Source organism: Pedomonas mirosovicensis (genome assembly GCF_022569295.1).
Taxonomy (GTDB): domain Bacteria; phylum Pseudomonadota; class Alphaproteobacteria; order Sphingomonadales; family Sphingomonadaceae; genus Pedomonas; species Pedomonas mirosovicensis.
The window spans coordinates 361,434-387,231 of sequence record NZ_JAKFIA010000001.1 but is presented as its reverse complement, the minus strand read 5'-3'; the positions used below and the strand labels follow the sequence as shown (position 1 = coordinate 387,231).

The 25,798-nt window shown below is 66.4% G+C and carries 22 protein-coding genes and 1 tRNA gene; 13 read left to right on the top strand and 10 right to left on the bottom strand.

All coding sequences use genetic code 11. From position 1 onward, the window contains the following. Positions 1–2,001: a glycoside hydrolase family 97 protein gene (locus L0C21_RS01830; protein WP_259276746.1), complete on the top strand. Its 2,001-nt coding sequence runs from the start codon at positions 1–3 to the stop codon at positions 1,999–2,001. A gap of 109 nt (positions 2,002–2,110) precedes the next feature. After that, complete coding sequence (locus L0C21_RS01825) at positions 2,111–2,875, top strand: IS5 family transposase (protein WP_259278790.1); 765 nt, start codon at positions 2,111–2,113, stop codon at positions 2,873–2,875. Between the two features lie 250 nt (positions 2,876–3,125). Here L0C21_RS01825 and L0C21_RS01820 read toward each other — a convergent pair. After that, positions 3,126–3,212, bottom strand: a tRNA-Leu gene (locus L0C21_RS01820). Positions 3,213–3,368: 156 nt separating this feature from the next. On the opposite strand from L0C21_RS01820, the gene L0C21_RS01815 reads away from it, so the two are divergent. The 6 genes from L0C21_RS01815 to queG all read left to right on the top strand — a co-directional run bounded on the left by L0C21_RS01815 (position 3,369) and on the right by queG (position 13,595). Continuing rightward, the gene (locus tag L0C21_RS01815) at positions 3,369–4,331 is read left to right on the top strand and encodes a complex I NDUFA9 subunit family protein (RefSeq protein WP_259276745.1); all 963 of its coding nucleotides are present in this window, start codon (positions 3,369–3,371) and stop codon (positions 4,329–4,331) included. 174 nt (positions 4,332–4,505) lie between these two features. Continuing rightward, positions 4,506–5,303, top strand: coding sequence for an undecaprenyl-diphosphate phosphatase (locus L0C21_RS01810; RefSeq protein WP_259278789.1), 798 nt, complete (start codon positions 4,506–4,508; stop codon positions 5,301–5,303). 226 nt (positions 5,304–5,529) lie between these two features. Further along, on the top strand, positions 5,530–6,966 hold the full coding sequence (locus tag L0C21_RS01805) for an NAD(P)-dependent oxidoreductase (protein WP_259276744.1): 1,437 nt from the start codon (positions 5,530–5,532) through the stop codon (positions 6,964–6,966). Positions 6,967–7,025: 59 nt separating this feature from the next. After that, positions 7,026–11,576 (top strand): glutamate synthase large subunit, encoded by a 4,551-nt coding sequence (gltB, locus tag L0C21_RS01800; protein WP_259276743.1) that lies wholly within the window; start codon positions 7,026–7,028, stop codon positions 11,574–11,576. Between the two features lie 235 nt (positions 11,577–11,811). Then, positions 11,812–12,483, top strand: coding sequence for a glutathione S-transferase family protein (locus tag L0C21_RS01795; RefSeq protein ID WP_259276742.1), 672 nt, complete (start codon positions 11,812–11,814; stop codon positions 12,481–12,483). After that, complete coding sequence (gene queG / locus L0C21_RS01790; protein ID WP_259276741.1) at positions 12,381–13,595, top strand: tRNA epoxyqueuosine(34) reductase QueG; 1,215 nt, start codon at positions 12,381–12,383, stop codon at positions 13,593–13,595. The genes L0C21_RS01795 and queG overlap by 103 nt, the downstream gene beginning before the upstream one ends. Positions 13,596–13,797: 202 nt before the next feature. Here the strand turns inward: queG and L0C21_RS01785 are convergent, their stop codons facing one another. Beyond that, positions 13,798–14,229 carry a hypothetical protein gene (locus L0C21_RS01785; RefSeq protein WP_259276740.1) on the bottom strand — a complete coding sequence of 144 codons (432 nt, stop codon included), beginning with the start codon at positions 14,227–14,229 and terminating at the stop codon, positions 13,798–13,800. A 24-nt stretch (positions 14,230–14,253) separates the two neighbouring features. After that, entirely contained in the window at positions 14,254–14,946 is a 693-nt protein-coding gene (locus tag L0C21_RS01780; RefSeq protein WP_259276739.1) for an EI24 domain-containing protein, read from the bottom strand. A 140-nt stretch (positions 14,947–15,086) separates the two neighbouring features. Here L0C21_RS01780 and L0C21_RS01775 point away from each other — a divergent pair, with 140 nt between their 5' ends. Then, positions 15,087–16,076, top strand: a complete 990-nt coding sequence (locus L0C21_RS01775) for an adenosine kinase (protein ID WP_259276738.1) — start codon at positions 15,087–15,089, stop codon at positions 16,074–16,076. Positions 16,077–16,194: 118 nt separating this feature from the next. Here L0C21_RS01775 and L0C21_RS01770 read toward each other — a convergent pair whose 3' ends face one another. From L0C21_RS01770 to hisB, 7 genes are all read right to left on the bottom strand, one after another. Further along, the gene (locus L0C21_RS01770; RefSeq protein WP_259276737.1) at positions 16,195–17,592 is read right to left on the bottom strand and encodes an amino acid permease; all 1,398 of its coding nucleotides are present in this window, start codon (positions 17,590–17,592) and stop codon (positions 16,195–16,197) included. 163 nt (positions 17,593–17,755) lie between these two features. Beyond that, positions 17,756–18,142, bottom strand: coding sequence for a histidine triad nucleotide-binding protein (locus L0C21_RS01765; protein ID WP_259276736.1), 387 nt, complete (start codon positions 18,140–18,142; stop codon positions 17,756–17,758). Between the two features lie 5 nt (positions 18,143–18,147). Then, positions 18,148–18,474, bottom strand: a complete 327-nt coding sequence (locus L0C21_RS01760) for a phosphoribosyl-ATP diphosphatase (RefSeq protein ID WP_259276735.1) — start codon at positions 18,472–18,474, stop codon at positions 18,148–18,150. Between the two features lie 17 nt (positions 18,475–18,491). Beyond that, a complete protein-coding gene (hisF, locus tag L0C21_RS01755) occupies positions 18,492–19,247 on the bottom strand; it encodes an imidazole glycerol phosphate synthase subunit HisF (protein WP_259276734.1) in 756 nt (251 codons plus the stop codon). A gap of 3 nt (positions 19,248–19,250) precedes the next feature. After that, entirely contained in the window at positions 19,251–20,003 is a 753-nt protein-coding gene (hisA, locus tag L0C21_RS01750) for a 1-(5-phosphoribosyl)-5-[(5-phosphoribosylamino)methylideneamino]imidazole-4-carboxamide isomerase (protein WP_259276733.1), read from the bottom strand. Further along, complete coding sequence (gene hisH, locus L0C21_RS01745; RefSeq protein WP_259276732.1) at positions 20,000–20,656, bottom strand: imidazole glycerol phosphate synthase subunit HisH; 657 nt, start codon at positions 20,654–20,656, stop codon at positions 20,000–20,002. Before hisH ends, hisA begins: the two co-directional genes overlap by 4 nt. A gap of 24 nt (positions 20,657–20,680) precedes the next feature. Continuing rightward, positions 20,681–21,280, bottom strand: coding sequence for an imidazoleglycerol-phosphate dehydratase HisB (hisB, locus tag L0C21_RS01740; protein WP_259276731.1), 600 nt, complete (start codon positions 21,278–21,280; stop codon positions 20,681–20,683). 181 nt (positions 21,281–21,461) lie between these two features. On the opposite strand from hisB, the gene hslV reads away from it, so the two are divergent. The 4 genes from hslV (at position 21,462) to L0C21_RS01720 (ending at position 25,712) form a co-directional block, all read left to right on the top strand. After that, a complete protein-coding gene (gene hslV, locus L0C21_RS01735) occupies positions 21,462–22,025 on the top strand; it encodes an ATP-dependent protease subunit HslV (RefSeq protein WP_259276730.1) in 564 nt (187 codons plus the stop codon). A gap of 95 nt (positions 22,026–22,120) precedes the next feature. Continuing rightward, positions 22,121–23,425, top strand: a complete 1,305-nt coding sequence (gene hslU, locus L0C21_RS01730) for an ATP-dependent protease ATPase subunit HslU (protein WP_259278788.1) — start codon at positions 22,121–22,123, stop codon at positions 23,423–23,425. Between the two features lie 168 nt (positions 23,426–23,593). Beyond that, entirely contained in the window at positions 23,594–24,289 is a 696-nt protein-coding gene (locus tag L0C21_RS01725) for a lysozyme inhibitor LprI family protein (RefSeq protein ID WP_259276729.1), read from the top strand. Positions 24,290–24,530: 241 nt separating this feature from the next. Further along, a complete protein-coding gene (locus tag L0C21_RS01720; protein WP_259276728.1) occupies positions 24,531–25,712 on the top strand; it encodes a GGDEF domain-containing protein in 1,182 nt (393 codons plus the stop codon). The last annotated feature ends 86 nt before the right edge of the window (positions 25,713–25,798 follow it).

Genomic DNA, 25,798 nt, shown 5'->3' with positions numbered 1-25,798 from the left:
ATGCGTGTCGCAACCGCGCTGGGACAGCGGAAGCTTGGAGCTTTTCTTATTCTTGCGGCGGCTGGCCTGCCGTTTGCGGCGCAAGCGGAGGCGCTGAAGCTCGCCTCGCCCGACGGTCGCGTGGAAATTGTGCTGGATGCCAACGCGGAGCAGCAGCCCACCTACGCCGTATCGTTCAACGGCCATCCGATCATCGCCCCCTCGCCCCTGGGGCTGAACCTCGACAAGGGCGGGCGGCTTGCCACCGGCCTTGCGGTAACGGGCTCCAAGCGGCGTTCGGCCGACAAGACCTATACGCTGGTGGCGGGCAAGGTGAGCACCGCGCGGGACCACTACAACGAGCTGGTGGTCGACCTGAAGGAAACAGGCGAAGCAGGCCGCACGCTGCAGCTGGTCTTCCGCGCCTATGATGACGGCGCGGCCTTCCGCTACCGCCTGCCGGTGCAGCCGGGCCTGGAGGCGGTGAACATCCGCAGCGAAGTGACCGAGTTCGACTTCCCGAAGGACTATTCCTGCTGGGGCCTGAACCTTGGCCGCTACGACACGGCGCACGAGGGCGAATACGATCCCGTTCAGGCATCGCACCTGCGGCCGCACAACCTCTATGAACCGCCGCTGGTGTGCCGCACCAAGGAGGGCCAGACCACCTTCGCCCTCACCGAGGCCGACCTGAAGAATTACTCGGGCATGTATCTGCAAGGACGGGATGACGGCGGCCTCGGCGCGCAGGTGCGCCTAACGCCCCGGCAGGAAGACCGCAAGGTGGCCGTCCGCACCCGCATCGGCTCCGATATCGAATCTCCGTGGCGGGTGGTGATGCTGGGCGACACCCCAGGCAAGCTGATCGAATCGACCCTCATCACCAACCTCAACCCCGATCCCGACCCGGCGCTCGACTTCTCCTGGGTGAAGCCGGGCAAGGCGGCGTGGGACTGGTGGAACGGCCCGACGCTGGCCAGCGTGCCCAAGGCCGGCATGAACAACGCGACCATCAAGGCCTACATCGATTTCGCCGCCGAGGCGGGCCTTGAATACATGCTCATCGACGAGGGCTGGTACGCCGGCGCGGGCGGCGGCGGCACGGTGCGGCCGGGCGTGGACGTGACCCGCACCATCCCTGAGATCAACCTGCCGATGCTGGTGGAATACGGCCGTAAGAAGGGCGTCGGCCTGTGGCTGTGGCTCAACTGGCAGGCGCTCGACGCCCAGATGGAAGAGGCGCTGACGCTCTACGAGAAACTGGGCATCAAGGGCATCAAGGTCGACTTCATGGACCGCTCGGACCAGGAGATCGTCGACTGGTATCACAAGGTGCTCACCCAGACGGCCAAGCATAAGCTGATGGTGAACCTGCACGGCGCCTACAAGCCGACGGGGCTCATCCGCACCTACCCGCACTACCTGACGCAGGAAGGCGTGCTGGGCGCGGAATACAACAAGTGGACCCGCCGCATCACCGCCGGCCACAACGTGATGCTGGCCTACACCCGCATGCTGCTGGGGCCGATGGACTATACGCCGGGCGGTTTCCTCAACGTGCGCCCCGAAGACTTCACCATCCGCAACGCGCCGCCCATGGTGCAGACGACGCGCGGGCAGGGGCTGGCCATGTATGTGGTCTACGACAGCCCCATGGGTATCGTTGCCGACAGCCCGGACAACCTGCGCGGCCAGCCGGGGCTGGACTTCATCTCCCTTGTGCCGACCACCTGGGATGAGATCCGCGTGCTGGGCGGCGAGATCGGCCAGTACATCGTCGTCGCCCGCCGCAAGGGGAAGGACTGGTTCGTCGGCGCGATGACTAACGAAGAGGGCCGCGCCGTCGAGGTGCCGCTGACCTTCCTCGGCAAGGGCGGCTACGCACTCACCAGCTGGACGGACGGCGACAAGCCCACCGCGCTGAAGATCGACCGGCGCAAGCTGGGCGGGGGCGACCGGTCGCCGCTCACGCTCAAGCTCGCTCCCAGCGGCGGCGGCGTGCTGCACTTCAAGGCGGAGTGAGTCGTGTGATTCGATAAGGGTTTTTTGCAGGGGTCTTGGGCTGCGGTGACATTTTAGGAGGTGATGCGTTTCGGGAGGCGTGGTTCACGGCTGGCTGATGGAGGCTGGTGTGGAAGGCGAGGTTCTTCGGGACGATCAGTGGGAGCGGCTGCGCGCGTTTGTGCCCGGCGGCCGCAAGGGCAAACGCGGTCCGCGCAGCGACGGGCGGCGGTTCTTCGATGCGCTGCTGTGGCTGGCGCGCTCGGGGGCACGCTGGCGCGATCTGCCGGAGGATCGTTTTGGCCCCTACCAGACGGTCAAGAGGCGCTATTACCGCTGGATCGAGCAGGGCGTATTTGATCGCATCTTCGAGGCGGTGGCCTCGGACCCGGACATGGAGTGGCTGGCGATCGACGCCACGGTGGTCCGCGCTCAAGCTCAGGCGGCGGGCGGGCGCCAAAAAAAGGGGGGACCGCAAGCCCAGGCTCTTGGCCGCTCCTGTAGCGGTTTCGGGACCAAGATCCATGCCGTAGTTGACGCGCTGGGCCTGCCGGTCCGCTTCGCCCTTGGTCCGGGTCAGCAGAGCGACATGACCCCGGCCTGCGAGCTGCTGTACGGCCTGCACGCGCTGCTGGTTCTGGGCGACCGCGCCTATGATGCCGACTGCGTCTATGACCTCGTCCGCGAACAGGGCGGCAGTCCGGTCATCCCGCCGCGCCGGCACCGCAGATGCCAGCATGGCTATGACCGCTTTGCCTACAAACAGCGATGGGGCATCGAGGGCTTCTTCGCCAAGCTCAAGCAATGGCGGCGCATCGCCACCCGCTACGACAAGCTCGCCGCCACCTTCCTCGGATTCGTAAAGCTTGTCAGCATCATGCTCTGGCTCAAATAATTAAAATGTCACCACAGCCTGGACCCCTGCACCCCGGCTCTTATCGGGCCGCGCCCGTCATCGGGCGGTGCGAATCGGCTGCAACGCCGCGTGTCGATTTGGCGGATGCAAGGCGAAGCACCAGCAAAGCGCTGCTGCTTGCCGGTTTGGGCCTTACTGAAATCTTTTTTAGCTGGAAAATCGCTGCCTGAGCGGGGCCCGCCGGGCGGGGAAATCTTTCTCAGCGAAGCGCTTCTTCTGTGAGAAGCGATGGTGCCCAGGAGAGGACTCGAACCTCCACGCCCGTGAAGGCGCTAGCACCTGAAGCTAGTGCGTCTACCAATTCCGCCACCTGGGCACGGGGCTAAGAAAGTCTTGATGCGTTCAAGTGCGAGGCGAGCGTTTAAGGGGGTCCGGAGAGGTTGTCAACATCGTTGTCATCATAAATTCGATAGGGCAAAAGTGCCCGAGTTCGCAGTCTCTCGTTTCACAGTCTCTCCCGGAGGCAATATCCATGGCTTATGGTCTGTACACGGTGTTCGGCGGGTCCGGTTTTCTGGGCCGGCATGTGGTGCAGCGGCTGGCTGCCCAAGGGCACCGGGTGCGCGTCGCGGTTCGCAAACCCTATCTGGCCGCGTTTCTGAAGCCCCTGGGGCATATCGGACAGATTCAACTGGTCTACGCCGACGTGCGTGACCCCCAGTCGGTGGCAAAAGCCGTGGAGGGCTCCACCGCCGTCATCAACCTGGTGGGCGTCCTGTCGGAAGCCGGGCACCAGAAGTTCGATGCGATCCATGTTGAAGGTGCGGCCAACGTGGCGCGTGCCGCGGCGCAGGCCGGCTGCCTGGGGCTGGCGCATGTCTCCGCCATCGGCGCGGACCCCGAATCGCAGGCCGGCTATGCCCGCACCAAGGGCCTCGGCGAGGCGCGGGTGCGCGAGGCCTTCCCCAAGGCGACCATCGTGCGCCCCTCGGTGATGTTCGGCCCGGAGGATGGCTTCCTCAACCGCTTTGCCGGGCTCATCAAGATGCTGCCCATCGTGCCGGTGATCTGCGGCAAGACCCGCTTCCAGCCGGTCTACGTGGGCGACGTGGCCGAGGCCATCGTCGCATCGCTGCATGATCCGGTGCGCTACGCCGGCAAGACCTTCGAGTTGGGCGGGCCGAGCGTGCTCACCATGCGCGAGGTCATGGCCTATGTGCGCGAAGAGATCATGTGCAAGAAAGAGCTGGTGAACATCCCCGATGCGCTCGCCAAGGTTCAGGCATCGCTGCTGGGCCTGCTGCCCAATGCGCCGCTGACCACCGATCAGCTCATGATGCTGCAGAAGGACAATGTGACCGCGCCCGGCGCGCAAGGGCTGGAAGCGTTCGGCATCACGCCGACCCCGATGGAGGCAATCGCGCCGAGCTATCTGGTGCGCTACCGCCCCAAGGGCCGGTTCTCCCAGCCCATCGACACGGCGCAGCCGCGCTGAGGCTGAGGGACCCCGCACGGGGCTCCCGTTTCGTGCCGTTTTTCCAAGCGCGCCATTCGGCCGGGCGGTTGCCCGGGTCGCCGGATGGCGCGCTTCTCGTGTTTGTCTGCCAAGCTGTTGTGGTCTAAGACGGCGCAAACGCTGCTGTTGCGAACGGGAGGCTCCGTGGAAGGCATAGAACTGATTAAGGTCGTCATTCTGGGTCTCCTTGAAGGGCTTACCGAGTTCATCCCCGTCTCCTCCACCGGCCATCTGGTGCTAGGCGGGCACTTCCTCGGCTTCGAGGACGCCGGGGACACCTTCAAGATCGCCATTCAGCTGGGGGCGATTCTCGCCATCTGCTTCGCCTATCGGGAAAAGCTGGTCTCCGTGACCACAGGGCTCGTCCGCCGCGACCGGGACGCGCTGCGCTTCACCACGGCGGTGCTGCTGGGCTTCCTGCCCGCCATGCTCATCGGCGTCGTCGCCTACAAGCACATCAAGGCGCTGCTGAACAATCCGTGGGGCGTGGCCTGGGCGCTGGTGATCGGCGGCGTGGCGATCCTCGTCATCGAGCGCATGGTGAAGCGGGTGCGCTTCAATCGCGTCGAGGAATTCTCGCCCGGCCTGTCGCTGCGGATCGGTCTCGTCCAGTGCCTCGCCATGATCCCCGGCGTCTCCCGCTCGGGCGCGACCATCATGGGCTCGCTGCTCATGGGCGTCGAGCGCAAGGCGGCGGCGGAATACTCCTTCTTCCTCGCCGTGCCGACCATGGCGGGCGCCACGGTTTACGACCTCTACAAGCAGTGGGACGTGCTCGATTTCAGCCAGGGCGCATACATCGCCATCGGCTTCCTGATGGCCTTCCTTGCGGCGCTGGCCGTGGTGAAGACGCTGGTGGCGTTCGTCGGCAAGCACGGCTTCGCGCCCTTCGCCTGGTACCGAATCATCATAGGCGGATTGGCCCTGATTCTGCTGTTTTTGGGCCAATAGGTCCGATTTGGTACTAATCAGGGAGGAATGAGAAGCGCTCGCAACGGTTTGTCGCGGGCGCTTCGTTGCTTTTGGATAAGTTTATTGCTTTTTAGGTCAGCAATGCTGACTTACCCCTTATTTTTCCCTAGAACAGAGGCAGACCTTCCATTAAGCACGCAATGACCCGACCCCTCGGAGGGTGCCGGGTGAACTTTTATTGCTTGTGAGAAACAGGAGTCGCGCCATGGCCAAGTCCAAGATGCTGCAATTCGTCAGCCTGGATCAGGCTTATCCGGACAAACGGTCCGCCGAGGAACGGCGGGGCGACTTCCTTGAGATTTACGGCGGCTACATCGCCGAGAAGGCGACCGAGCAGGCCAGCCGCTGCTCCCAGTGCGGCGTGCCCTTCTGCTCGGTGCACTGCCCGCTGCACAACAACATCCCCGACTGGCTGAAGCTGACCGCCGAGGGCCGCCTCGAGGAAGCCTATGAGGTTTCCTCCGCCACCTCGTCCATGCCGGAGATCTGCGGCCGCATCTGCCCGCAGGACCGGCTGTGCGAGGGCAACTGCGTCATCGAGAAGGGCTTCAACTCGGTCACCATCGGCTCGGTGGAGAAGTTCATCACCGACACCGCGTGGGAAGAGGGCTGGGTGAAGCCGCTCCAGCCCGTGGCGGATCGCTCCTCCCAGTCCGTCGCCATCATCGGCGCGGGTCCGGCGGGCCTCACCGCCGCCGAGCAGCTGCGCGTGAAGGGCTACGAGGTGCATGTCTACGACCGGCACGACCGCCCCGGCGGCCTCCTGATGTACGGCATCCCCGGCTTCAAGCTGGAGAAGGACGTGGTGCAGCGCCGCACCCAGCGCCTCGCCGACGGCGGCGTGATCTTCCACACCAGCTTCGAGGTGGGCAAGGATGCAACCCTCGCCCAGCTGCGCGAGCGCCACGACGCGGTGCTGATCGCCACCGGCGTCTACAAGGCGCGCGACCTGAAGGCCCCCGGCAGCGGCCTTGCCGGCATCGTGCCCGCGCTGGAGTACCTGACCGCCTCCAACCGCCTGTCGCTGGGCGACACCGTGCCCGCGTTCGAGAACGGCACGCTCAATGCCGCGGGCAAGAACGTGGTCGTCATCGGCGGCGGCGACACGGCGATGGATTGCGTCCGCACCGCCATCCGCCAGGGCGCGAAGTCGGTGAAGTGCCTCTATCGCCGCGACAAGGAGAACATGCCGGGCTCCATGCGCGAGGTGAAGAACGCGGAGGAAGAGGGCGTCGAGTTTGTGTGGCTCTCCGCGCCGGAAGCCTTCCACGGCAAGGACAAGGTAGAGGCGGTGCAGGTGATCCGCATGCGCCTCGGCTCGCCCGATGCCACCGGCCGCCGCCTGCCCGAGCCGGAGCCGGGCTCCGCGTTCCGCATGGAGGCGGATCTGGTCATCAAGGCGCTGGGCTTCGAGCCGGAAGAACTGCCGGTGCTGTTTGATGCTCCGGAGCTGGGCGTGACCCGCTGGGGCACGGTGCGGGTGAACCACCAGACGCAGATGACCAACCTCGACGGCGTGTTCGCCGCGGGCGACATCGTGCGCGGCGCGAGCCTCGTCGTGTGGGGCATCCGCGACGGCCGCGACGCGGCGCGGGCCATGCACGACTATCTGGCGGCGCAGGTGGAAGCGAAAGCAGCCTGAGCCCCAGCTCCCGTTCTTCAGCAGACCTGTTCAGATTTCAGAGCGCACAGGAGCGCCACATGACCGAGAAGACCAACATCGTTGCCTGGATGGAAGCCGAGCGTGAGCGGCTGGAGCGCGAAGGCCTCTACCGCCAGGACGAGGAGCACGACAGCTGCGGCGTCGGCCTCGTCGCCGCGGTGGACGGCAAGCCGTCCCGCCGGGTGGTCACGGCTGCCATCGAGGCGCTGAAGGCGGTTTGGCACCGCGGCGCGGTGGACGCCGACGGCAAGACCGGCGACGGCGCGGGCATCCATCTGGAGCTGCCGCGCGGCTTCTTCGAGGAGCATATCGAGAACACCGGCCACACCCCGCGCCCCGGCCAGTTCGCCGTCGGCATGATCTTCCTGCCGCGCACCAGCATGGGCGATCAGGAAACCTGCCGTCAGATCGTCGAGTCCGAGATCATCGACTTCGGCTACGGCATCTACGGCTGGCGTCAGGTGCCGGTCGATACGAGCGTCATCGGCCAGAAGGCGGCGCTGTCCCGCCCGGAAATCGAGCAGATCCTCATCTACAACGACCGGGAGGACGAGGACCAGGCGACCTTCGAGCGCCAGCTGTACCTCATCCGCCGCCGTATCGAGAAGAAGATCATCGCCGCGCAGATCTCGGGCTTCTACATCTGCTCGCTGTCGAGCCGGTCGATCATCTACAAGGGCCTGTTCCTGGCGGAGGAGCTGTCGGTCTTCTATCCGGACCTGACGGATGACCGGTTCGTCTCGCGCTTCGCCATCTACCACCAGCGCTACTCGACCAACACCTTCCCGCAGTGGTGGCTGGCCCAGCCGTTCCGCATGGTCGCCCACAATGGCGAGATCAACACCATCCGCGGCAACACCAACTGGATGAAGTCCCACGAGATCCGCATGGCGAGCCTCGCCTTCGGTGAGTACTCGGAGGACATCAAGCCGGTGATCCCCTCGGGCGCGTCCGACACGGCGGCGTTCGACGCGGTGTTCGAGGCCATCGTGCGCGCCGGCCGCGATGCCCCCACCGCCAAGCTGATGATGGTGCCGGAGGCGTGGTCCAACAAGGCCTCCATGCCCGCCAACCATCAGGACATGTATGCCTTCTTCAACTCGGTGATGGAGCCGTGGGACGGCCCGGCCGCGCTGGCGCTGACCGACGGCCGCTGGGTCGTGGCCGGTGTCGACCGCAACGCGCTGCGGCCCCTGCGCTACACCCTGACGACCGATGGCCTGCTGATCGCCGGCTCGGAGGCGGGCATGGTGCTCGTGCCCGAGACCAGCGTGAAGGAGAAGGGCCGCCTCGGGCCGGGCAAGATGATCGCCGTCGATCTGGACGAGGGCAAGCTCTACCACGACAGCGCCATCAAGGACCGCATCGCGGACGAGCAGCCCTATGCCGAGTGGGTGAAGGACTTCCGCACCATGTCGGACATCCTGCCCCAGGGCGAGGGCGAGCCGGCGCGGCTGGACCGGGACAGCTTGCGCCAGCGGCAGGTGGCCTCCGGCCTCACCCTGGAAGACCTGGAGCTGATCCTGCACCCGATGGTGGAGGACGCGAAGGAAGCCATCGGCTCCATGGGCGATGACACGCCGCTGGCCGTCATCTCTGACAATCCGCGCTGCCTCAGCCACTTCTTCCGGCAGAACTTCAGCCAGGTCACCAACCCGCCGATCGATAGCTTGCGCGAAGTCGGCGTGATGAGCCTCAAGACCCGCTTCGGCAACTTCGCCAACGTTTTGGACCGCGACGCGCGCCAGCCGGACGTGATGGTGCTGGACAGCCCGGTCATCACCAACGGTGAGTGGGAAGCGCTGCTTCACCACTTCGGCGAGGCCGCGCAGGTGATCGACTGCACCTTCCCGGCGGGCTCCGGCCCCGAGGGGCTGAAGGAGGCCATCGCCCGCATCCGCGCCGAGGCGGAGCGCGCCGTGCGCTCGGGCAAGAGCCAGCTGTTCCTGACCGATGAGGCCGTCTCCAAGGACCGCGCTGCGCTGCCGATGATCCTGGCGGCGGCGGGCGTGCACACCAGCCTCGTCCGCAAGGGCCTGCGGACCTTCGCCTCCATCAACGTGCGCTCGGCCGAATGCCTCGACACCCACTATTTCGCCGTGCTGATCGGCGTCGGGTCGACCACGGTCAACGCCTACCTCGCCCAGGAGGCGATCGCCGACCGCCACGCCCGCGGCCTGTTCGGCACCGTGGCCTATGACGAGTGCGTCGCCCGCTTCCGCAAGGCGGTGAACGACGGCCTCCTCAAGATCATGGCCAAGATGGGCATCGCGGTCATCTCGTCCTACCGGGGCGGCTACAACTTCGAGGCGGTGGGCCTCTCCCGCGCGCTGGTGAACGAGTTCTTCCCCGGCATGCCCACTAAAATCTCGGGCATGGGCCTTACCTCCATCTACCGCAACGTGATGGAGAAGCACGAGAAGGCGTTCAACGAGGACGTCGTGACCCTTCCCGTGGGCGGCCTCTATCGCTACCGCGCCGGGGGCGAGCTGCACGCCTACCAGGGCCAGCTCATCCACACGCTGCAAACGGCGGTGGCGACGGACAGCTACCAGACCTACCTCCAGTTCTCGCGCGGGATGCGCGACCTGCCGCCGGTAAGCCTTCGTGATCTGCTTGAATTTAACTGGGCGAAGGATGCGCTGCCGCTGGAGGAGGTGGAATCCATCACCGAAATCCGCAAGCGCTTCATCACGCCGGGCATGTCGCTGGGCGCTCTCAGCCCAGAGGCGCACGAGACGCTGACCATCGCCATGAACCGCATCGGCGCCAAGTCTGTCTCGGGCGAGGGCGGCGAGGATTCGGTGCGCTACAAGCCCTACGGCAACGGCGACAACGCCAACTCGCCGATCAAGCAGGTGGCCTCGGGCCGCTTCGGCGTCACCGCCGAATACCTGAACGCTTGTGAGGAAGTGGAGATCAAGGTCGCGCAGGGCGCCAAGCCCGGTGAGGGCGGCCAGCTGCCCGGCTTCAAGGTGACCGAGATGATCGCCCGCCTGCGCCACTCGACGCCGGGCGTCACCCTCATCTCGCCGCCGCCGCACCACGACATCTACTCGATCGAGGATCTGGCCCAGCTCATCTACGACCTGAAGCAGATCAACCCCGATGCGCGGGTGTGCGTGAAGCTGGTCTCCTCGGCCGGCATCGGCACCGTGGCGGCGGGCGTCGCCAAGGCGCACGCGGACGCCATTCTGGTCTCCGGCCACGTGGGCGGCACGGGCGCTTCCCCGCAGACCTCGATCAAGTACGCAGGCACGCCGTGGGAGATGGGCCTCAGCGAGGTCAACCAGGTGCTTACCCTCAACGGTCTGCGCCACCGGGTGAAGCTGCGGACCGACGGCGGCCTCAAGACCGGCCGTGATATCGTCATCGCCGCCATCCTGGGCGCTGAGGAGTTCGGCATCGGCACGCTGTCGCTGGTGGCCATGGGCTGCATCATGGTGCGCCAGTGCCACTCCAACACCTGCCCGGTGGGCGTGTGCGTGCAGGACGAGGCGCTGCGGAAGAAGTTCGAGGGCACGCCGGAGAAGGTGGTGAACCTCTTCACCTTCATCGCGGAAGAGGTGCGCGAGATCCTCGCCCGCCTCGGCGTCAAGTCGCTGAACGAGGTGGTGGGCCGCACCGAGCTCTTGCGCCAGATCTCGCGCGGCGCGGAACACCTCGATGACCTCGACCTCAACCCGATCCTCGCCAAGGTGGACGCCCCGCAGGAGAAGCGCCGCTTCAACATCCCGACCCACCGCAACCCGGTGCCGGACAGCCTGGACGCCCAGATGCTGGCCGATGCCCAGGCGGTGTTCACGCGGGGTGAGAAGATGCAGCTCACCTACTCGGTGCGGAACACCATGCGCGCCATTGGCACGCGCTTCTCCAGCCACCTCGTCCGCAAGTTCGGCATGACCGGCCTGCAGCCGGGCCACGTCACCGTGCGCCTGCGCGGCACCTGCGGCCAGTCGCTCGGCGCGTTCGCGGTGCAGGGCCTGAAGCTGGAAGTATTCGGCGATGCCAACGACTATGTGGGCAAGGGCCTCTCGGGCGCGACCATCGTGGTGCGGCCGATGGTCTCGAGCCCCTTGGACACGCAGGACAACACTATCATCGGCAACACCGTGCTCTACGGCGCGACCTCCGGCAAGCTGTTCGCCGCCGGCCAGGCGGGCGAACGCTTCGCGGTGCGTAACTCCGGCGCGACGGTGGTGGTCGAGGGCTGCGGCGCAAACGGCTGCGAGTACATGACCGGCGGCACGGCGGTGATCCTGGGGAGCGTCGGCGACAACTTCGCGGCGGGCATGACCGGCGGCATGGCCTTTGTCTACGACCGCTTCGATAATTTCCACGAGCGGGTGAACGACGAATCGGTGGTCTACCAGCGGCTCGCCTCCGCCCACTGGGAAGGCGTTCTGAAGGCGCTTATCGAGGAGCATGTGGCCGAGACCGGCTCCCGCTGGGCGGCGGAACTGCTGCACAACTGGCAGGCAGAGCGTGGCCGCTTCTGGCAGGTGTGCCCGAAGGAAATGGTCTCCCGCATTGCTCACCCGCTGAGCGACACGCCGCTCGAGACGGCGCTCAGCGTTCCGGCGGAGTAAGGGGCTCTTTGCCAAGGGGGTCGCGGGGCCCCTTGGCGATCCCCCTTTCCTTATCGGGCCGCGTTTCTGGCGCACGCACGGTCAGCGCGGTCCTGAAAACGAATAGGGTGCAGGGGTCCGCGACCCTTGCATTAAAACTTCCAACCTTCGTTCGAAAAAATTCGGCGGTTCAGGCGCTCAACCTGCATCACGCGCCCTTCCCGTTGCGGGACCGGGCGGCTATGTTGGCGGCCCTATGTGGCGGATTTACCAATATACGCTTTGTCCATTCTCCAGGAAGGTTCGGCTGGCCCTGGCCGAGAAGGGCGTGAGCTTCGAACTGGTGGATGAATACCCGTGGCAGGGGCGCGACGCCTTCCTCCAGATGAACCCGGCGGGGCAGACGCCGGTCGTCGCCTGGAAGGACAACGAGTGCGTGCTGTGCGACTCAGCGGCGATTATTGAGTATTTCGAGGAAACGGTGCGGGAGAGCCCGGTGCTGGGCTCCGGGCCGCTGGAGCGGGCCGAGGTGCGCCGGGTGGTGGCCTGGTTCGACCAGAAGTTCTTCGCCGAGGTGGGGGTCATCCTCTTGCAGGAGCGGATGTACAACCGGCTCGTCACCCACCAGCCGCCCAACACCACGTTGCTGCGGCAGGCCCACCAGGCAATCGAAACTCACCTTGATTATATCGAGTACCTGCTGGACCATCGCCGGTGGCTGGGCGGCGCCACATTCAGTCTTGCGGACATGGCGGCTGCTGCACACATCTCCGTGGTAGATTATCTGGGCGGCATCGATTGGAAGACGCACGATCAGGCGAAGCAATGGTACTCGGCGATCAAGTCCCGCCCGAGCTTCCGTCCGTTCCTCGGGGAGCGGATGCCCGGCCTCGTGCCGCCGAGCTACTACGAGAAGCTCGACTTCTAACCGACGCGCTGAAAGCGCAGGCGAAGGCCATCGGCTTTGATGCCATCGGCATTGCGCCCGCAAACGCCTGCCCGGAGGCGGGCGAGCGGCTGCGCGCGTTCGTGGCCGAAGGCCGCCACGGCGACATGCTGTGGATGGAGGAACGGCTGCACCACCGCGAAAGCCCGCAGGGGCTGTGGCCGGAGGTGCGCTCCGTCATCATGCTGGGCACCAACTACGGCCCCGCGCTCGACCCGCTGCGCCATGCGGAGCACCCGGATGTGGGGGTGATCTCGGTCTACGCGCAAGGGAGCGACTACCACGACCTCATCAAGCGGCGTCTGAAGCAACTGGCCCGCTGGTTCGTGGAGCATACCGGGAAAAGCGGCGCGCAGGCGGACGTGAAGGTGTTTGTGGACACCGCGCCCGTCATGGAAAAGCCGCTGGCGCGGGCAGCGGGTTTGGGCTGGCAGGGCAAGCACACCAACCTCGTCTCCCGCGAACACGGCAACTGGCTGTTCCTGGGCGCGATCTACACCACGGCCGAGCTTGCGCCCGACAGCCCCCATGCGGACCGCTGCGGCAGATGCTCGGCCTGTCAGGACGCCTGCCCCACGGCGGCCTTCCCCACGCCCTACCAGCTGGATGCGCGGCGCTGCATCTCTTACCTCACGATCGAGAACAAGGGGATGATCCCCCACGAATTCCGCAAGGCCATCGGCAACCGCATCTACGGCTGCGACGATTGCCTTGCCGTCTGCCCGTGGAACAAGTTCGCGCAAGCCTCGCACGAGCTGGCCTTCGCCCCGCGCGCCGAACTGACCGCGCCCGCGCTTGCCGACCTCCTGCAGCTGGACGACGCCTCATTTCGGCAGGTGTTCGCAGGTTCCCCCATCAAACGGGTGGGCCGCAACCGCTTCATCCGCAACGCGCTCATCGCGGCAGGCAACAGCGGCAACCCGGCACTTCTCAAGCGGGTGCGCCCGCTGCTCGACGACCCCGAGCCGGTGGTGCGGGGAACGGCAGTGTGGGCCTTCCGCCAGCTTGCGAACGAGGCAGAGATCGAAGCGGAACGCGCCGCCCGCCTGCCTGGCGAAACGGATGCCGATGTCGCCCGCGAGTGGGTGGGTTAGTTTTGCAGAGGGTCGCGGACCCTCTGCACTCCCATTCGTTTTTACGAGCGCGTTTCCGGTGCGTACTGGAAACATGTTCGATTGAGAATTCATCGAGCCGCGCTTTCCGTGCGGGTACCTGAACCACGGCCCGGAAAACGAATGGGGTTGTAGGGGACAAGTCCCCTACAAAAAATCTCACAAAACAACCTTTTCAGGCCCCTCAGGACGTGGCTCGCTCGCGCAGGCGCGCATCGACGCAGGCGTCCGCCACGGCGTCGCGGCCATCGGCCATGCGGGCTTCCGCATAGGTGGCGACGGCCGGGGTGCCCGCCGTCTTGGGGTAGAAGTAGACATCGAGGATGCAGGGGCCGTCACCGAACTGGAGGTGGCGGGCGGTGCCTTCGCTGCGGTCGAGGGTGGCTGCGCCGAGAAGGGCGAGCACGGCCTCGGCCGGTTTGCCCAGAATCTCTTCGGTGCCGCGGGGCTTGGGCTCAGGTTTTGGGGCGTCTGTCGTAGCCGGGGCGGAGGCGGTCGGTTCCTTCTTCTGCGGGGCGGTGGCCGGCGCGGGCGCGGTGGCGGGCCGGGTGGTGGTCGCCATGGGCGAGCAAGCGGCGGCCAGCAGCAGGAGGGGAAGCCAGGTGAGCCTCGGCATGGGGGTAATCCTGAACATGGTCTTTTAAGGGCGCTCGCCGCGCGTGCGGTGGAAGGCATGGGTGGCAAGGGCCGCTCCCATGAGCGGCGCGAACAGGTTGACGATGGGCACCAGGAACAGAAGCGTCGTAAGGATACCCACCTGCAGGATGAGCCAGCCGTGGCGGGTGCGGAAGGCCTCCCGCTCGTGGCGGGAAAGGTGGCGGACGGTGACCATCTCGATCATGTCCCGCCCGAGCAGCGCGCTGTTGATGGCAAGGAACAGAATGAGCGGGCCCAGGCCCGTGAACAGCAGGAAGATGTAGAGCGGCAGGGCGAGCAGGTTGTAGCCCACCAGCCGCAGGAACGAGCGGAGGCCGAGCAGCGCGTTCTCGGCGAGGCTGGGGTCGCGCGGGGCGCGGTCCGCCGGGTAGTGGCGGTCCTCCACCGCATCGACCACGCTGTCGAGAAACAGGGCCATGATGCCGGTGGCAACGGCGGGAAACAGGAACCAGAGGGCGGCAAGCAGGCCGAGGATGGCCAGGGCATTTTCCAGCCAGCCCCACGCGCGGGCGAGCCAGGCGGGCCAGCCGGTGGTGGAAACGGCGGCAAGGCCCCAGTCTATTCCCCACCACAGCAGGCCGAACAGCACCAGCGCGAGGCCGGTGGCGGCGAGGAAAATCCGCAGGAAGCGCCGGTCGGAAAGCTGGGCGACGGAAAGGGCAAGGGCGCGAAGCATCGCCGGCGAGAGTGGCGGAGCGGGCCGCCGCCGTCAACTCCTGCTGCCCTGTTGGCGCCCCAAGCTCTCCAGAGTTGCCCGGTGGACCCCGTACCATTACTCAAGGGCAAGCAACGGTTGAAAAACCAGAAAGGACGAGCGTGACGGATCGCCTGCATGTACTTGCCATCGGCAATGCCATCGTTGATGTGCTGGCCAAGACGGATGATACCTTCCTTCATGACAAGGGCATGGTGAAGGGCTCCATGCGCCTCATCAGCGAGGAGGAGGCCGAGGAGATCTACGGCCAGATGGGCCCGGCCAAGGAAATCTCCGGCGGCGCAGCGGCCAACACGGCGGCGGGGCTGGCGGCGCTGGGATCACGCGTCGGCTTCATCGGCCGGGTGCGCGATGACCAGCTGGGCGAGGTGTTCACTCACGACATCCGGGCGCAAGGGGTGGAGTACAAGACCGCGCCCGCCACCAACGGGCTGGCGACGGCGCGCTGCTTCATCTTCATCACGCCGGACGGCCAGCGCACGATGAACACGTTTCTGGGCGCCTCCACCCGGCTCAATTCCAGCGATCTCAACCGGGAGCAGATCGAGCGCGCCGACGTGATTTACGTCGAGGGCTACCTGTGGGATGCGCCGGAGGCCAAGCAGGCCATTCTGGACGCCATCGGCATGGCCAAGGCGGCGGGCAACCGGGTGGCCTTCACCCTGTCCGACAGCTTTTGCGTGGACCGGCACCGGGCGGAGTTTCTGGAGCTGGTCCGCAATCACGTGGACATCCTCTTCGCCAACGAGGCGGAGATCAAATCCCTCTACCAGACCGGAGACGCCCACACCGCCGCCGCACAGGCAGCAACGGACTGCGCCATCACCGCCATCACCCGCTCCGAAAAGGGCGCATGGGTGCTCGCGGGTGCGGAGCGGCATGAGGTGCAGGTGATTGCGGGCGTGCATGTGGTGGATACCACCGGCGCGGGCGACCTGTTCGCCGCCGGGTTCCTCCACGGCCTCACCGCCGGCCGGAGCCTTGCCGACTGCGGCGCCATGGGCTGCCTTGCCGCCGCCGAGGTTATCAGCCACGTGGGCGCGCGGCCCGAGGCCGACCTGAAGGCGATGGTCGCGGCGCGTCTGGGGTAAGGGGGCTGGGGGGACTCTGAAGTTTGCGCGCCTCCGCGCAGGGGGAAGAACCAAAGAAAAAGCCGGCGTGCCTCCCCGCACGCCGGCTTTCTCGTGTCAGGCCTTACGGCGCTGAGGCTTAGGCGGCCTCGCTGGCCGAGGCTCCCTCGCGCAGCGGACTGCGACGGTAGCCATAGAGGGCGTAGACCACGACGCCGATGGCGACCCAGCCGAAGAAGCGCTCGATGGTGTGGCCCGGCAGGCTGATGAACAGGTAGGCGCAGCCGATGATCGAGGCGGTGCCGACGAACCACACGCTCGGGCAGCGGAACGGCCGGTGCCGGTCGGGCTGGGTGCGGCGCAGCACCATGACGCCGAGGGACACGCAGATGAAGGCGAACAGCGTGCCGGTGTTGGACAGCTCGGCGATTTCGTCCACGCGGAAGAAGCCGGCGACGGCGGCCACGAACACGCAGGTCAGCATGGTGACGACGTGCGGCGTCTTGAAGCGCGGGTGCACCTGGGCGAAGACGTCCGGCAGCATGCGGTCGCGGGCCATCACGAAGAAGATGCGGGTCTGGCCGAACAGCATCATCAGGATGACGGTCGGCATGGCGACGATGGCGGCGACGCCGATCAGCTGGGCGACGCTGTCATAGCCCAGCATGCGCATCACATGGGCCAGCGGCTCGGTGTTGCCGATCAGCTGGGTGTAGGGCAGGGCGCCGACGGCGCCGGCGGTGACCAGCACGTAGAACAGGGTGCAGATGACCAGCGAGCCGATGAGGCCGATGGGCACGTTGCGGTTGGGGTCCTTGGTTTCCTCGGCGGCGGTGGAGACGGCATCGAAGCCGACGTACGCGAAGAAGATAAGGGCCGCCGCGCCCATGACGCCCGAGAAGCCGAACGGCATGAACGGCTGGAAGTGCGCGGGCTCGATGTGCGGGCCGGCGAGGCCGATGAAGAGCACCAGCGCGACAATCTTGATCGCCACCAGAATGGCGTTGACGGTGGCGCTTTCGCGCGTGCCGACGATCAGGAGCGCGCTGACCACGACCGTAATGAACACGGCGGGCAGGTTGATGATGCCCCCGGCGTGCGGGCCGACCGTAAGGGCGTGCGGCAGCGGCATCCCAACGGATTCAAGGAATCCCACGGCATAGCCGGACCAGCCCACCGCCACGGCGGAGGCCGCCACGGCATACTCAAGGATAAGGCACCAGCCGACAAGCCAGGCGACGACTTCGCCCAGCACGGCGTAGGAGTAGGTGTAGGCACTGCCGGCCACCGGCACCATGGCCGCCAGTTCGGCGTAGGCCAGGGCGGCAAAGCCGCACACGGTGGCCGCGATGATGAATGAAAGCATCAGGCCCGGTCCGGCACGTTCCGCGCCGACGGCCGTCAGCACGAAGATGCCGGTGCCGATGATGGCGCCGATGCCGAGCATGGTAAGCTGGAATGCGCCGAGCGATCGATGCAGGCTTTTGCGGCCTGCCCCCTCGATGATCTGCTCGAGCGGCTTTACCCGCCAGTTCATGTTTTCCGTCTCCTCCCCGCATCCGGGGTTTTATTGCTTGTAAGTTTTCGCGCGTCCCAAGCTAGCGAGGCCAGCGACGTCGTAAAGACATAAAATTTCAATGGCTGGCGGGAGGGGCCGAAAAGGCGCCCTTCCGCGCAATCGTTTCGGCTTAGACCATGCGTCAGCCGGCCTTGCGGGCGAGCATCGGCCCGAGGGGAGCGCCTGCAAAAATATGAACATGCAGGTGCGGCACCTCCTGATGGGCGTTCACCCCGGCGTTGGCGAGGATGCGGTAGCCGCCGTCCACAAGGCCCAGCTCATCGGCCACCTTGCCGACCGCCTTGAAGAAGCCAGCGATCAGGGACTCGGGGGCGTTGGCGGTGAAGTCTACCATGGAGACGTACTCGCCCTTCGGAATGACGAGCACGTGGGTGGGCGCCTGCGGGTTGATGTCGTGGAAGGCGAGGGCGAACTCGTCCTCATAGACCTTCTTGCACGGAATCTCGCCGCGCAGGATGCGGGCGAAGATGTTGTTGGTGTCGTAGGTCGAACGCGCATCAACGGCCATGTGCCTCACTCCTTCCGGTTGGCTTTCTCGACAAGTCCCGATGTGCCCTTGCGCCGCGCCAGCTCAGCCGCCACGTCGGCGGGGTCGATGCCGCACTCGGCCCACAGCACGGCAAGGTGAAACAGCAGGTCGGCGGATTCGGCGACGACCGCCGCGCGGTCCTCGCTCACGGCCGCCAAGGCTGTCTCCAGCCCTTCCTCGCCCACCTTCTGCGCGATCTTGGCCCGGCCCTTGGCGTAGAGCTTCGCCACATAGCTGCTCTCGGGGTCCGCCCCCTTGCGGGCAATGGCGGTGGCGTAAAGCTCGGCGAGGAAGTCGGGCGTATTCGTCATGTGGGCTCCAGATCGGTCTACAGGCGGACCGGAATGCCGCGGGAGGCCATGTGCGCCTTGGCTTCGGCAATGGTGTAGGTGCCAAAGTGGAAGATGGAGGCGGCAAGCACGGCATTCGCCCCGCCCTCGATCACGCCTTCGGCCAGATGCTCCAGCGTGCCGACCCCGCCCGAGGCGATGACCGGCACCGGCACGGCGCTGGAGACGGCGCGCACGAGCGCGTTGTCGAACCCGCTCTTGGTGCCGTCCTTGTCCATGGAGGTCAGCAGGATCTCGCCCGCACCCAGCGAGGCGACCTGTTTGGCGAAGGCGACCGCATCGATGCCGGTCTCCCGGCGGCCGCCGTGGGTGAAAATCTCCCAGTGGTCGCCGACGCGCTTGGCGTCCACGGCCACCACGATGCACTGGCTGCCGAACTGCTCGGCCAGCTCCCGAACCACCTCCGGCCGGTTGACGGCGGCGGTGTTGAGCGAAACCTTGTCAGCCCCTGCCAGCAGCAGGCGGCGCACGTCTTCCGCCGTGCGGACGCCGCCGCCGACGGTCAGCGGCATGAAGCACGCCTCCGCCGTGCGGGCGACCACATCGAGGAGGATGCCCCGGTTCTCGGAGGAGGCGGTGATGTCGAGGAAGCAGAGTTCATCCGCGCCAGCCGCGTCGTAGACCTTGGCCTGCTCGACCGGATCGCCTGCGTCGATGAGATCGACGAACTGCACGCCCTTGACGACGCGGCCGTCCTTCACGTCGAGGCAGGGGATGATGCGCTTGGTCAGCATGGCCTATGCCGCTCTCGCCAGTTGCAGGGCGTCTTCCAGCACGAGGCGGCCGTCGTAGATCGCCCGGCCGGTGATGACGCCCTCCAGCGTGCCGCGCACCGTGGCGGCGGCCTTCACCAGCGCCTCGATGTCTTCAATGCCTGCAACGCCGCCCGAGGCGATGACGGGAAGGCTGGTCGCCTCCGCAAGCTGGACGGTCGCCTCCAGGTTCACGCCCTTGAGCAGGCCATCCCGGCCCACGTCGGTGAACAGCACGGCAGCGACGCCCGCATCCTCGAAGCGCTTGGCCAGCTCGACGATGGAAACATCCGACACGGCGGCCCAGCCGTCCGTCGCCACCATGCCGTCCTTCGCATCCACCGCGACGACGATCCGGTTCGGGTATTGCTTCGCGGCGGCCTTCACCAGCTCCGGGTTCTTGAGCGCCGCCGTGCCGATGATGACGCGCTCGACGCCCAGCCCCAGCCAGCGCTCGATGCCTTCCATATCGCGGATGCCGCCGCCGACCTGGGTCTTGCCGGGGAAGGTGCGTAAGATAGCCTCAACGGCCTTTGCATTGACCGCGTGGCCCGCGAACGCGCCGTCGAGGTCCACGATGTGCAGCCACTCGGCCCCGGCTTTCGCAAAGTCGGCGGCGGGGGCGGTGGGGTCATTGGCGAAGACGGTCGCCTGATCCATCAGCCCCTCGCGCAGGCGGACGACTTGACCGCCCTTGAGGTCGATGGCGGGGAAGATGCGGAAAGGGGTGCAGGTCATGGACGCCACTCCAGAAAGGCGCGCAGCAGGGCAAGGCCGTAGCCTTGGCTCTTTTCAGGGTGGAACTGGGTTCCGATCATGGTGTCCCGCCCCACCAGCGCCGTCACGGGCCCGCCGTAGTCGGTGCGGCCGAGCACGTGAGGCTCGCTTGCGGCGCGGAAGTGATAGCTGTGGACGAAGTAGGCAAAGCCGTTGTCGGGAAGCCGGGAGAACACCGGGTGCGCTGCGCCGCCCTCGGTCAGGCTCACGGTGTTCCAGCCCATGTGGGGGATCTTCAGCTGCGGGTCGGCGGGTTCAAGCGGCACCACCTCGCCCGGAATCCAGCCCAGCCCTGCGTGTTCGCCGTGCTCCAGCCCGCGTGTGGCGAGCAGCTGCATCCCAACGCAGATACCGAGAAACGGGCGGGCCTTCGCCTGAACGGTTTCCACCAGCGCGTCTTCGAGGCCGGGAATGGAGCGCAACGCCCGCGAGCACTGGCCATAGGCCCCAACGCCGGGCAGCACGAGGCGGTCCGCGCTTGAGATGTCTTCCGGCGCGCCGGAGACCTTCACCTGCGTGTCCAGCCCAAGGTCGGCGGCCGCCCGCTCGAACGCCTTGGCGGCGGAGCGCAGGTTGCCCGAGCCGTAATCGATGAGAACGAGGGTTTCGGCCACGCGCCCGTTTCTCCTGCTTGTGGCTTAGAGGGTGCCGCCCAGCGTGCCCTTGGTGGAGGGAACGCTGTCGGCCTTGCGCGGGTCGATGGCAAGGGCAGTGCGAAGCGCCCGCGCCAAAGCCTTGTAGCAGGATTCGATGATGTGGTGGTTGTTCGTGCCGTAGAGGTTCTCGACGTGCAGCGTGATGCCCGCGCCTTGCGCGAACGCCTGGAACCACTCCTTGAACAGCTCGGTATCGAAATCGCCCAGCTTGTCGCGGGTGAACGCCACCTTCCAGATGAGGTAGGGGCGGGCGGAGATGTCCAGCGCCACGCGGGTCAGCGTCTCATCCATGGGGATGAGCGCATCGCCATAGCGGGTGATGCCCTTCATGTCGCCCAGCGCCTGCGCGAACGCCTGGCCGATGGCGATGCCGGTGTCTTCCGTGGTGTGGTGGAAATCAATGTGCAGGTCGCCCTTGGCTTCCACCTCAAGGTCGATGAGCGAGTGGCGGGAGAGCTGCTCCAGCATGTGGTCGAGGAAGCCGATGCCGGTGGAGACCCGGTAGGTGCCGGTGCCGTCGAGGTTCACCGTTACCTTGATCTCGGTTTCCTTGGTCTTGCGCTCGAGAGTTGCTGTCCGCATGGCCGTGCTCCTTAGAAGGGCGGCTATAGCGGCTCCGGCGCGATCCGCCAATTCTTTTGGCAAACTCCCAGTGCCGCAGCCTCTTCGGCAAAGCCCTTTTCAGGCACCGCGCCCGTCCCCATATCGGGCCTGTGGATTTCTCATCCGGTCTTTCTTCCCGTAACTTTAAAGGAGTTCCCCTTTGTCTCAGCAGCCCAGCCCGTTCGATGCCTCGCAGTGGCACGGCACCACCATCCTCGCCGTGCGGAAGGGAAACACGGTGGTGATTGCCGGCGACGGGCAGGTCTCGCTCGGCCAGACGGTCATCAAGAACAACGCCCGCAAGGTGCGCCGCATCGGCGACGGCTCGGTGATCGCGGGCTTTGCCGGCGCAACGGCCGACGCCTTCACCCTGTTCGAGCGGCTGGAGCAGAAGCTGGAGCGCTTCCCCGGCCAGCTGACCCGCGCCGCCGTTGAACTGGCCAAGGACTGGCGCACCGACCGCTACCTGCGCCGGCTGGAGGCGATGATGGCCGTGGCGGACAAGAACGTGAGCCTCGTCATCACCGGCACCGGCGACGTGCTGGAGCCGACGGACAACGTCATCGGCATCGGCTCGGGCGGCAACTATGCGCTCGCCGCTGCCCGCGCGCTTGTGGACCTGGACATGGACCCCGAAGCCGTCGCCCGCAAGGCCATGGCCATCGCGGCGGACATCTGCGTCTACACCAACAACAACCTGACCATTGAAAAGATTGAAGGTTAAAATCCATGTACGAGTCCCAGAATTCCGCCCAATCCGGCGGCAACGGCTCCGGCGGCAATGGTCCGGTAGCCGGTAGCAGCGCGGAGGCCCGCGCCATGGCCGAGCTGACGCCGAAGCAGATCGTGGCCGAGCTGGACCGCTACATCATCGGCCAGAGGGAAGCGAAGAAGGCCGTGGCCATCGCGCTTCGCAACCGCTGGCGGCGGCAGCAGCTCTCCCCCGAGCTGCGCGACGAGGTGAGCCCTAAGAACATCCTGATGATCGGGCCGACGGGGTGCGGCAAGACCGAGATCAGCCGCCGCCTCGCCAAGCTTGCCAATGCGCCGTTCCTCAAGATCGAGGCCACCAAGTTCACGGAAGTGGGCTATGTGGGCCGGGACGTGGATTCCATCATCCGCGATCTGGTGGAAGAGGCCATTCGCCTCGTGAAGGAAAACCGCCGCGCGGGCGTGCGCGAGGCCGCCGAGAAGGCCGCCGAGGAGCGGCTGCTCGATGCGCTCGTCGGCAAGGATGCCTCCAGCGCCACGCGCGAGCGCTTCCGCGAGATGGGCCGCAACGGCCAGCTGGGCGACAAGGAAGTGGAGCTGGAGGTGCAGGACACCGGCGCCGGCATGCCTTCCTTCGATATTCCCGGTATGCCAGGGGCATCCGTTGGCATGATCAACATCGGCGACATGCTGGGCAAGGCGCTGGGGCCGCGCACCAAGCGGCGCAAGATGACCGTCGACCAGGCCTGGGACGTGCTGGTGGCCGAGGAATCGGACAAGCGGCTGGACCAGGAGGAGATCACCCGCGAGGCCATCCGCGCCACGGAGCAGAACGGCATCGTCTTCCTCGATGAGGTGGACAAGATCGCCGTCTCCAACGTGCAGGGCGGTTCCGTCTCCCGCGAGGGCGTGCAGCGCGACCTCCTGCCGCTGATCGAGGGCACCACCATCGCCACCAAGTACGGCCCGGTGAAGACGGACCACATCCTGTTCATCGCCAGCGGCGCGTTCCACGTGGCCAAGCCCTCGGACCTGCTGCCCGAACTTCAGGGCCGCCTGCCGATCCGCGTGGAGTTGAAGGGGCTGACCAAGGATGACTTCCGCCGCATCCTGACCGAGCCCACCAACTCGCTCATCCGCCAGTACCGCGAGCTGCTGGCGACCGAACAGGTGACGCTCGACTTCACGGAAGACGGCATCGATGCCATCGCCCGCATCGCCTTCGAGGTGAACGAGACGGTGGAGAACATCGGCGCCCGCCGCCTGCAAACGGTGATGGAGCGCCTCTTGGAGGAAATCAGCTTCGACGCCACCGAGAAGCCGGGCGAGACCATCGCCATCAACGGCGGCTATGTGGAAGGGCAACTCCAAGGCCTCGCCAAGAACACCGACCTCAGCCGGTTCATTCTATAAGGGCCTTGGCAGGTGTAAAACATCGGCAATAGTTAAAAACCTATTGACATTGCCAGACGCCTATGAGACAAGGGGCGAGCCTCGGCCATTCGGGGCTCGCCCTTTTGTATTTGGGGCGGCGGTTGGGTGAAGCGTGGTTTTTAGGTGGAGCAGGCAAGGGGAAGCAGGATGATGGACAGGGCTTTGGGATTTCTGGTTTCCGCACTGCTGGGCTGCCTTGCGCTGTTCACCCTCGCGGTCCCGGCGCGGACCGGCACGGTTGACTGCGAGGCGGCCACGGGCCCGGTGGCGTCGGCCGTCTGTCATGGCAAGACCCTGCCGGAGCTGGACCGCCAGCTTCAGGTTTCCCTCGGCGCGGCCAAGGCGGCGCTGAGCGATGGCGCGATCTGCCTGTCGGAAGACGAGGCGCGCTGGGAGGCCGAGGTCCGCAAGCCCTGCGGCGACAACGAGGACTGCCTGCGCCGCGTCTACCTGGAGCGCCTGGCCGCGCTCAACGAGGTGCTGCCGGAGGACCGCCGGCCAGCCGAGCTGGACCTGCCACAGGTGCCCGTGCTGGTAACGGCCCTGCCGCCCGCGCCGGAGGCCAAGGGCGAGCCGGTGGGCGGCCCGTTCGCCGTGACCGGCCAGCTGGTGGAGAAGGGCGGGGACGCCGAAGCCTCGGGCATCGCCATACGGTCGCTTGTCGGGCGGACCACCGTCATTCTGCCCGCCGCGCATGCTAATGATGGCCCGGCCCACGCGGCGCTTGTGGCGGCTGTCAAATCGGCGGGAGAGACCCTCTTCCGTATCGAGGGAAACATGAACCCGACCACCGGCAGCCTGGCGATGAACAAGTGCCGGTTCGTTTATCGGCTGCCAGAATAGCCGTTCTGGATAAAACCCGGCTCTTCCGGGCGGGATGCGACGAACAGGGGCCCCTCATTCTTGCCATCAGCGCGGCACGCGTGTAGCGCGAGCACAGCGAGGCAAGATTATTGCTCGCCCGGATCCTGCGTTCGCACAGCGCCGCGCGTGCCCAACGGAGAAATGATCCCGGCATGAGCGGAAACGATGCCGCTATCCCCAGCAGAGCGACGACCCCGAATTGACCGAAGCAGTAACCCCCATGCCCACCTTATCAGCCGCCATCATTGCGCCGGGGGTGCTGACCGTTTTCGGGCTGGCGTTCCTGTGGGCATGGTCGATCGAGCGCAAGCGCCATTACCTGCTGCTGCTGGCCGGCGCTTGCCTGTGTTTTTGTATCGGCAGCCTGTCGCAGGTGTTCGGGTTGCCGCCCGGCACCGGCCCCAATTCCCTGTTCTCGGGCCTCTTCCATACGCTGGCCGTGCTGCTGACCGCCGAGGGCGTGCTGACGCGCTCCGGCAAACGGCTGGGGAGGGGCGTGTTCGCCGGCGTCCTGGTGGGCATGGTCGGGCTGCTCGGGTGCTTCGCCTATGTGTGGCCGAACCTGCTGGCGCGCATCTATCTGCAGAACTTCGGCTATGGCGCGATCCTGCTGATGACGGCGCTGAAGCTGCGCCCGCTGGCGCGCGGACGCAGGGTCGACCGCGCCCTGTTCTGGTTCATGCTGATCTTTGCCGCGCAGTTCTTCCCGCGCACGGTGCTCACCTTGGGGCTGCGTACCTTCACCAGCGTGCAGGAGTTCGCCAGCTCTCCCTTCTGGCAGGTGCTCCAGTTCTCGCTGGCCATCTTCGGATCGGGCCTTGGCTTCACCATTCTGGCAGCGGCGCTCACCGACGTGATGGACGACCTGCGCCGGGAGCGGGACACGGACCCCTTGACCGGCGTCTTCAACCGGCGCGGCTTTCTGGACAAGGCGGGCGCTGCCCTGCGGCACGGCCGCAGCGCGCCCATGACGCTGGTGGCCTGCGACCTCGACCATTTCAAAAGCATCAATGACACCTTCGGCCATGAGGCGGGCGACGAGGTGCTGCGGACCTTCGGCGCGCTCCTACGGGATACGGCCCGCGGCACCGACATCATCGGGCGGACCGGCGGCGAGGAGTTTCTCGTGCTGCTGCCGGGCACCGCGCGGGCCGGGGCCTTTGAGCTGTGCGAGCGCGTGCGCCAGCGGCTGGAGGGGTGGCGCTTCCCCCCCCTCGGCGGGGCAAGAACGGTGACGGCCAGCTTCGGCATCGCCGAGCGCGAGGGCAGCGAGAGCCTCCAGGCCCTGATGCGAAAGGCGGACCGCCGCCTCTACGCCGCCAAGGCCGCCGGGCGGAACTGCACGGTTGCGGTGGACAAGGTGGAGCTGAAGTGCCTGCCGGGAAAGCAGGCCATCGGCTGAGGGAGCGAACTCCTTGCGGAGAGTAGAGGAGTTGCGGGAGGGGCTTGCGCCCCCCGTCGCCCCCTTTGTTTGAACGGGCCGAGCCC

What these genes read in the sequence shown, in the direction of transcription:
- L0C21_RS01765 (WP_259276736.1), bottom strand. Translation starts at nt 18,142, where the DNA reads ATGGCCGTTGATGCGCGTTCGACCTACGACACCAACAACATCTTCGCC.
- hisA (WP_259276733.1), bottom strand. Translation starts at nt 20,003, where the DNA reads ATGACCTGCACCCCTTTCCGCATCTTCCCCGCCATCGACCTCAAGGGC.
- gltB (WP_259276743.1), top strand. Translation starts at nt 7,026, where the DNA reads ATGACCGAGAAGACCAACATCGTTGCCTGGATGGAAGCCGAGCGTGAG.
- L0C21_RS01785 (WP_259276740.1), bottom strand. Translation starts at nt 14,229, where the DNA reads ATGCCGAGGCTCACCTGGCTTCCCCTCCTGCTGCTGGCCGCCGCTTGC.
- queG (WP_259276741.1), top strand. Translation starts at nt 12,381, where the DNA reads ATGGTACTCGGCGATCAAGTCCCGCCCGAGCTTCCGTCCGTTCCTCGG.
- L0C21_RS01725 (WP_259276729.1), top strand. Translation starts at nt 23,594, where the DNA reads ATGATGGACAGGGCTTTGGGATTTCTGGTTTCCGCACTGCTGGGCTGC.
- hisF (WP_259276734.1), bottom strand. Translation starts at nt 19,247, where the DNA reads ATGCTGACCAAGCGCATCATCCCCTGCCTCGACGTGAAGGACGGCCGC.
- L0C21_RS01770 (WP_259276737.1), bottom strand. Translation starts at nt 17,592, where the DNA reads ATGAACTGGCGGGTAAAGCCGCTCGAGCAGATCATCGAGGGGGCAGGC.
- L0C21_RS01760 (WP_259276735.1), bottom strand. Translation starts at nt 18,474, where the DNA reads ATGACGAATACGCCCGACTTCCTCGCCGAGCTTTACGCCACCGCCATT.
- hisB (WP_259276731.1), bottom strand. Translation starts at nt 21,280, where the DNA reads ATGCGGACAGCAACTCTCGAGCGCAAGACCAAGGAAACCGAGATCAAG.
- L0C21_RS01780 (WP_259276739.1), bottom strand. Translation starts at nt 14,946, where the DNA reads ATGCTTCGCGCCCTTGCCCTTTCCGTCGCCCAGCTTTCCGACCGGCGC.
- L0C21_RS01720 (WP_259276728.1), top strand. Translation starts at nt 24,531, where the DNA reads ATGCCCACCTTATCAGCCGCCATCATTGCGCCGGGGGTGCTGACCGTT.
- L0C21_RS01815 (WP_259276745.1), top strand. Translation starts at nt 3,369, where the DNA reads ATGGCTTATGGTCTGTACACGGTGTTCGGCGGGTCCGGTTTTCTGGGC.
- hslU (WP_259278788.1), top strand. Translation starts at nt 22,121, where the DNA reads ATGGCCGAGCTGACGCCGAAGCAGATCGTGGCCGAGCTGGACCGCTAC.
- L0C21_RS01830 (WP_259276746.1), top strand. Translation starts at nt 1, where the DNA reads ATGCGTGTCGCAACCGCGCTGGGACAGCGGAAGCTTGGAGCTTTTCTT.
- L0C21_RS01805 (WP_259276744.1), top strand. Translation starts at nt 5,530, where the DNA reads ATGGCCAAGTCCAAGATGCTGCAATTCGTCAGCCTGGATCAGGCTTAT.
- L0C21_RS01795 (WP_259276742.1), top strand. Translation starts at nt 11,812, where the DNA reads ATGTGGCGGATTTACCAATATACGCTTTGTCCATTCTCCAGGAAGGTT.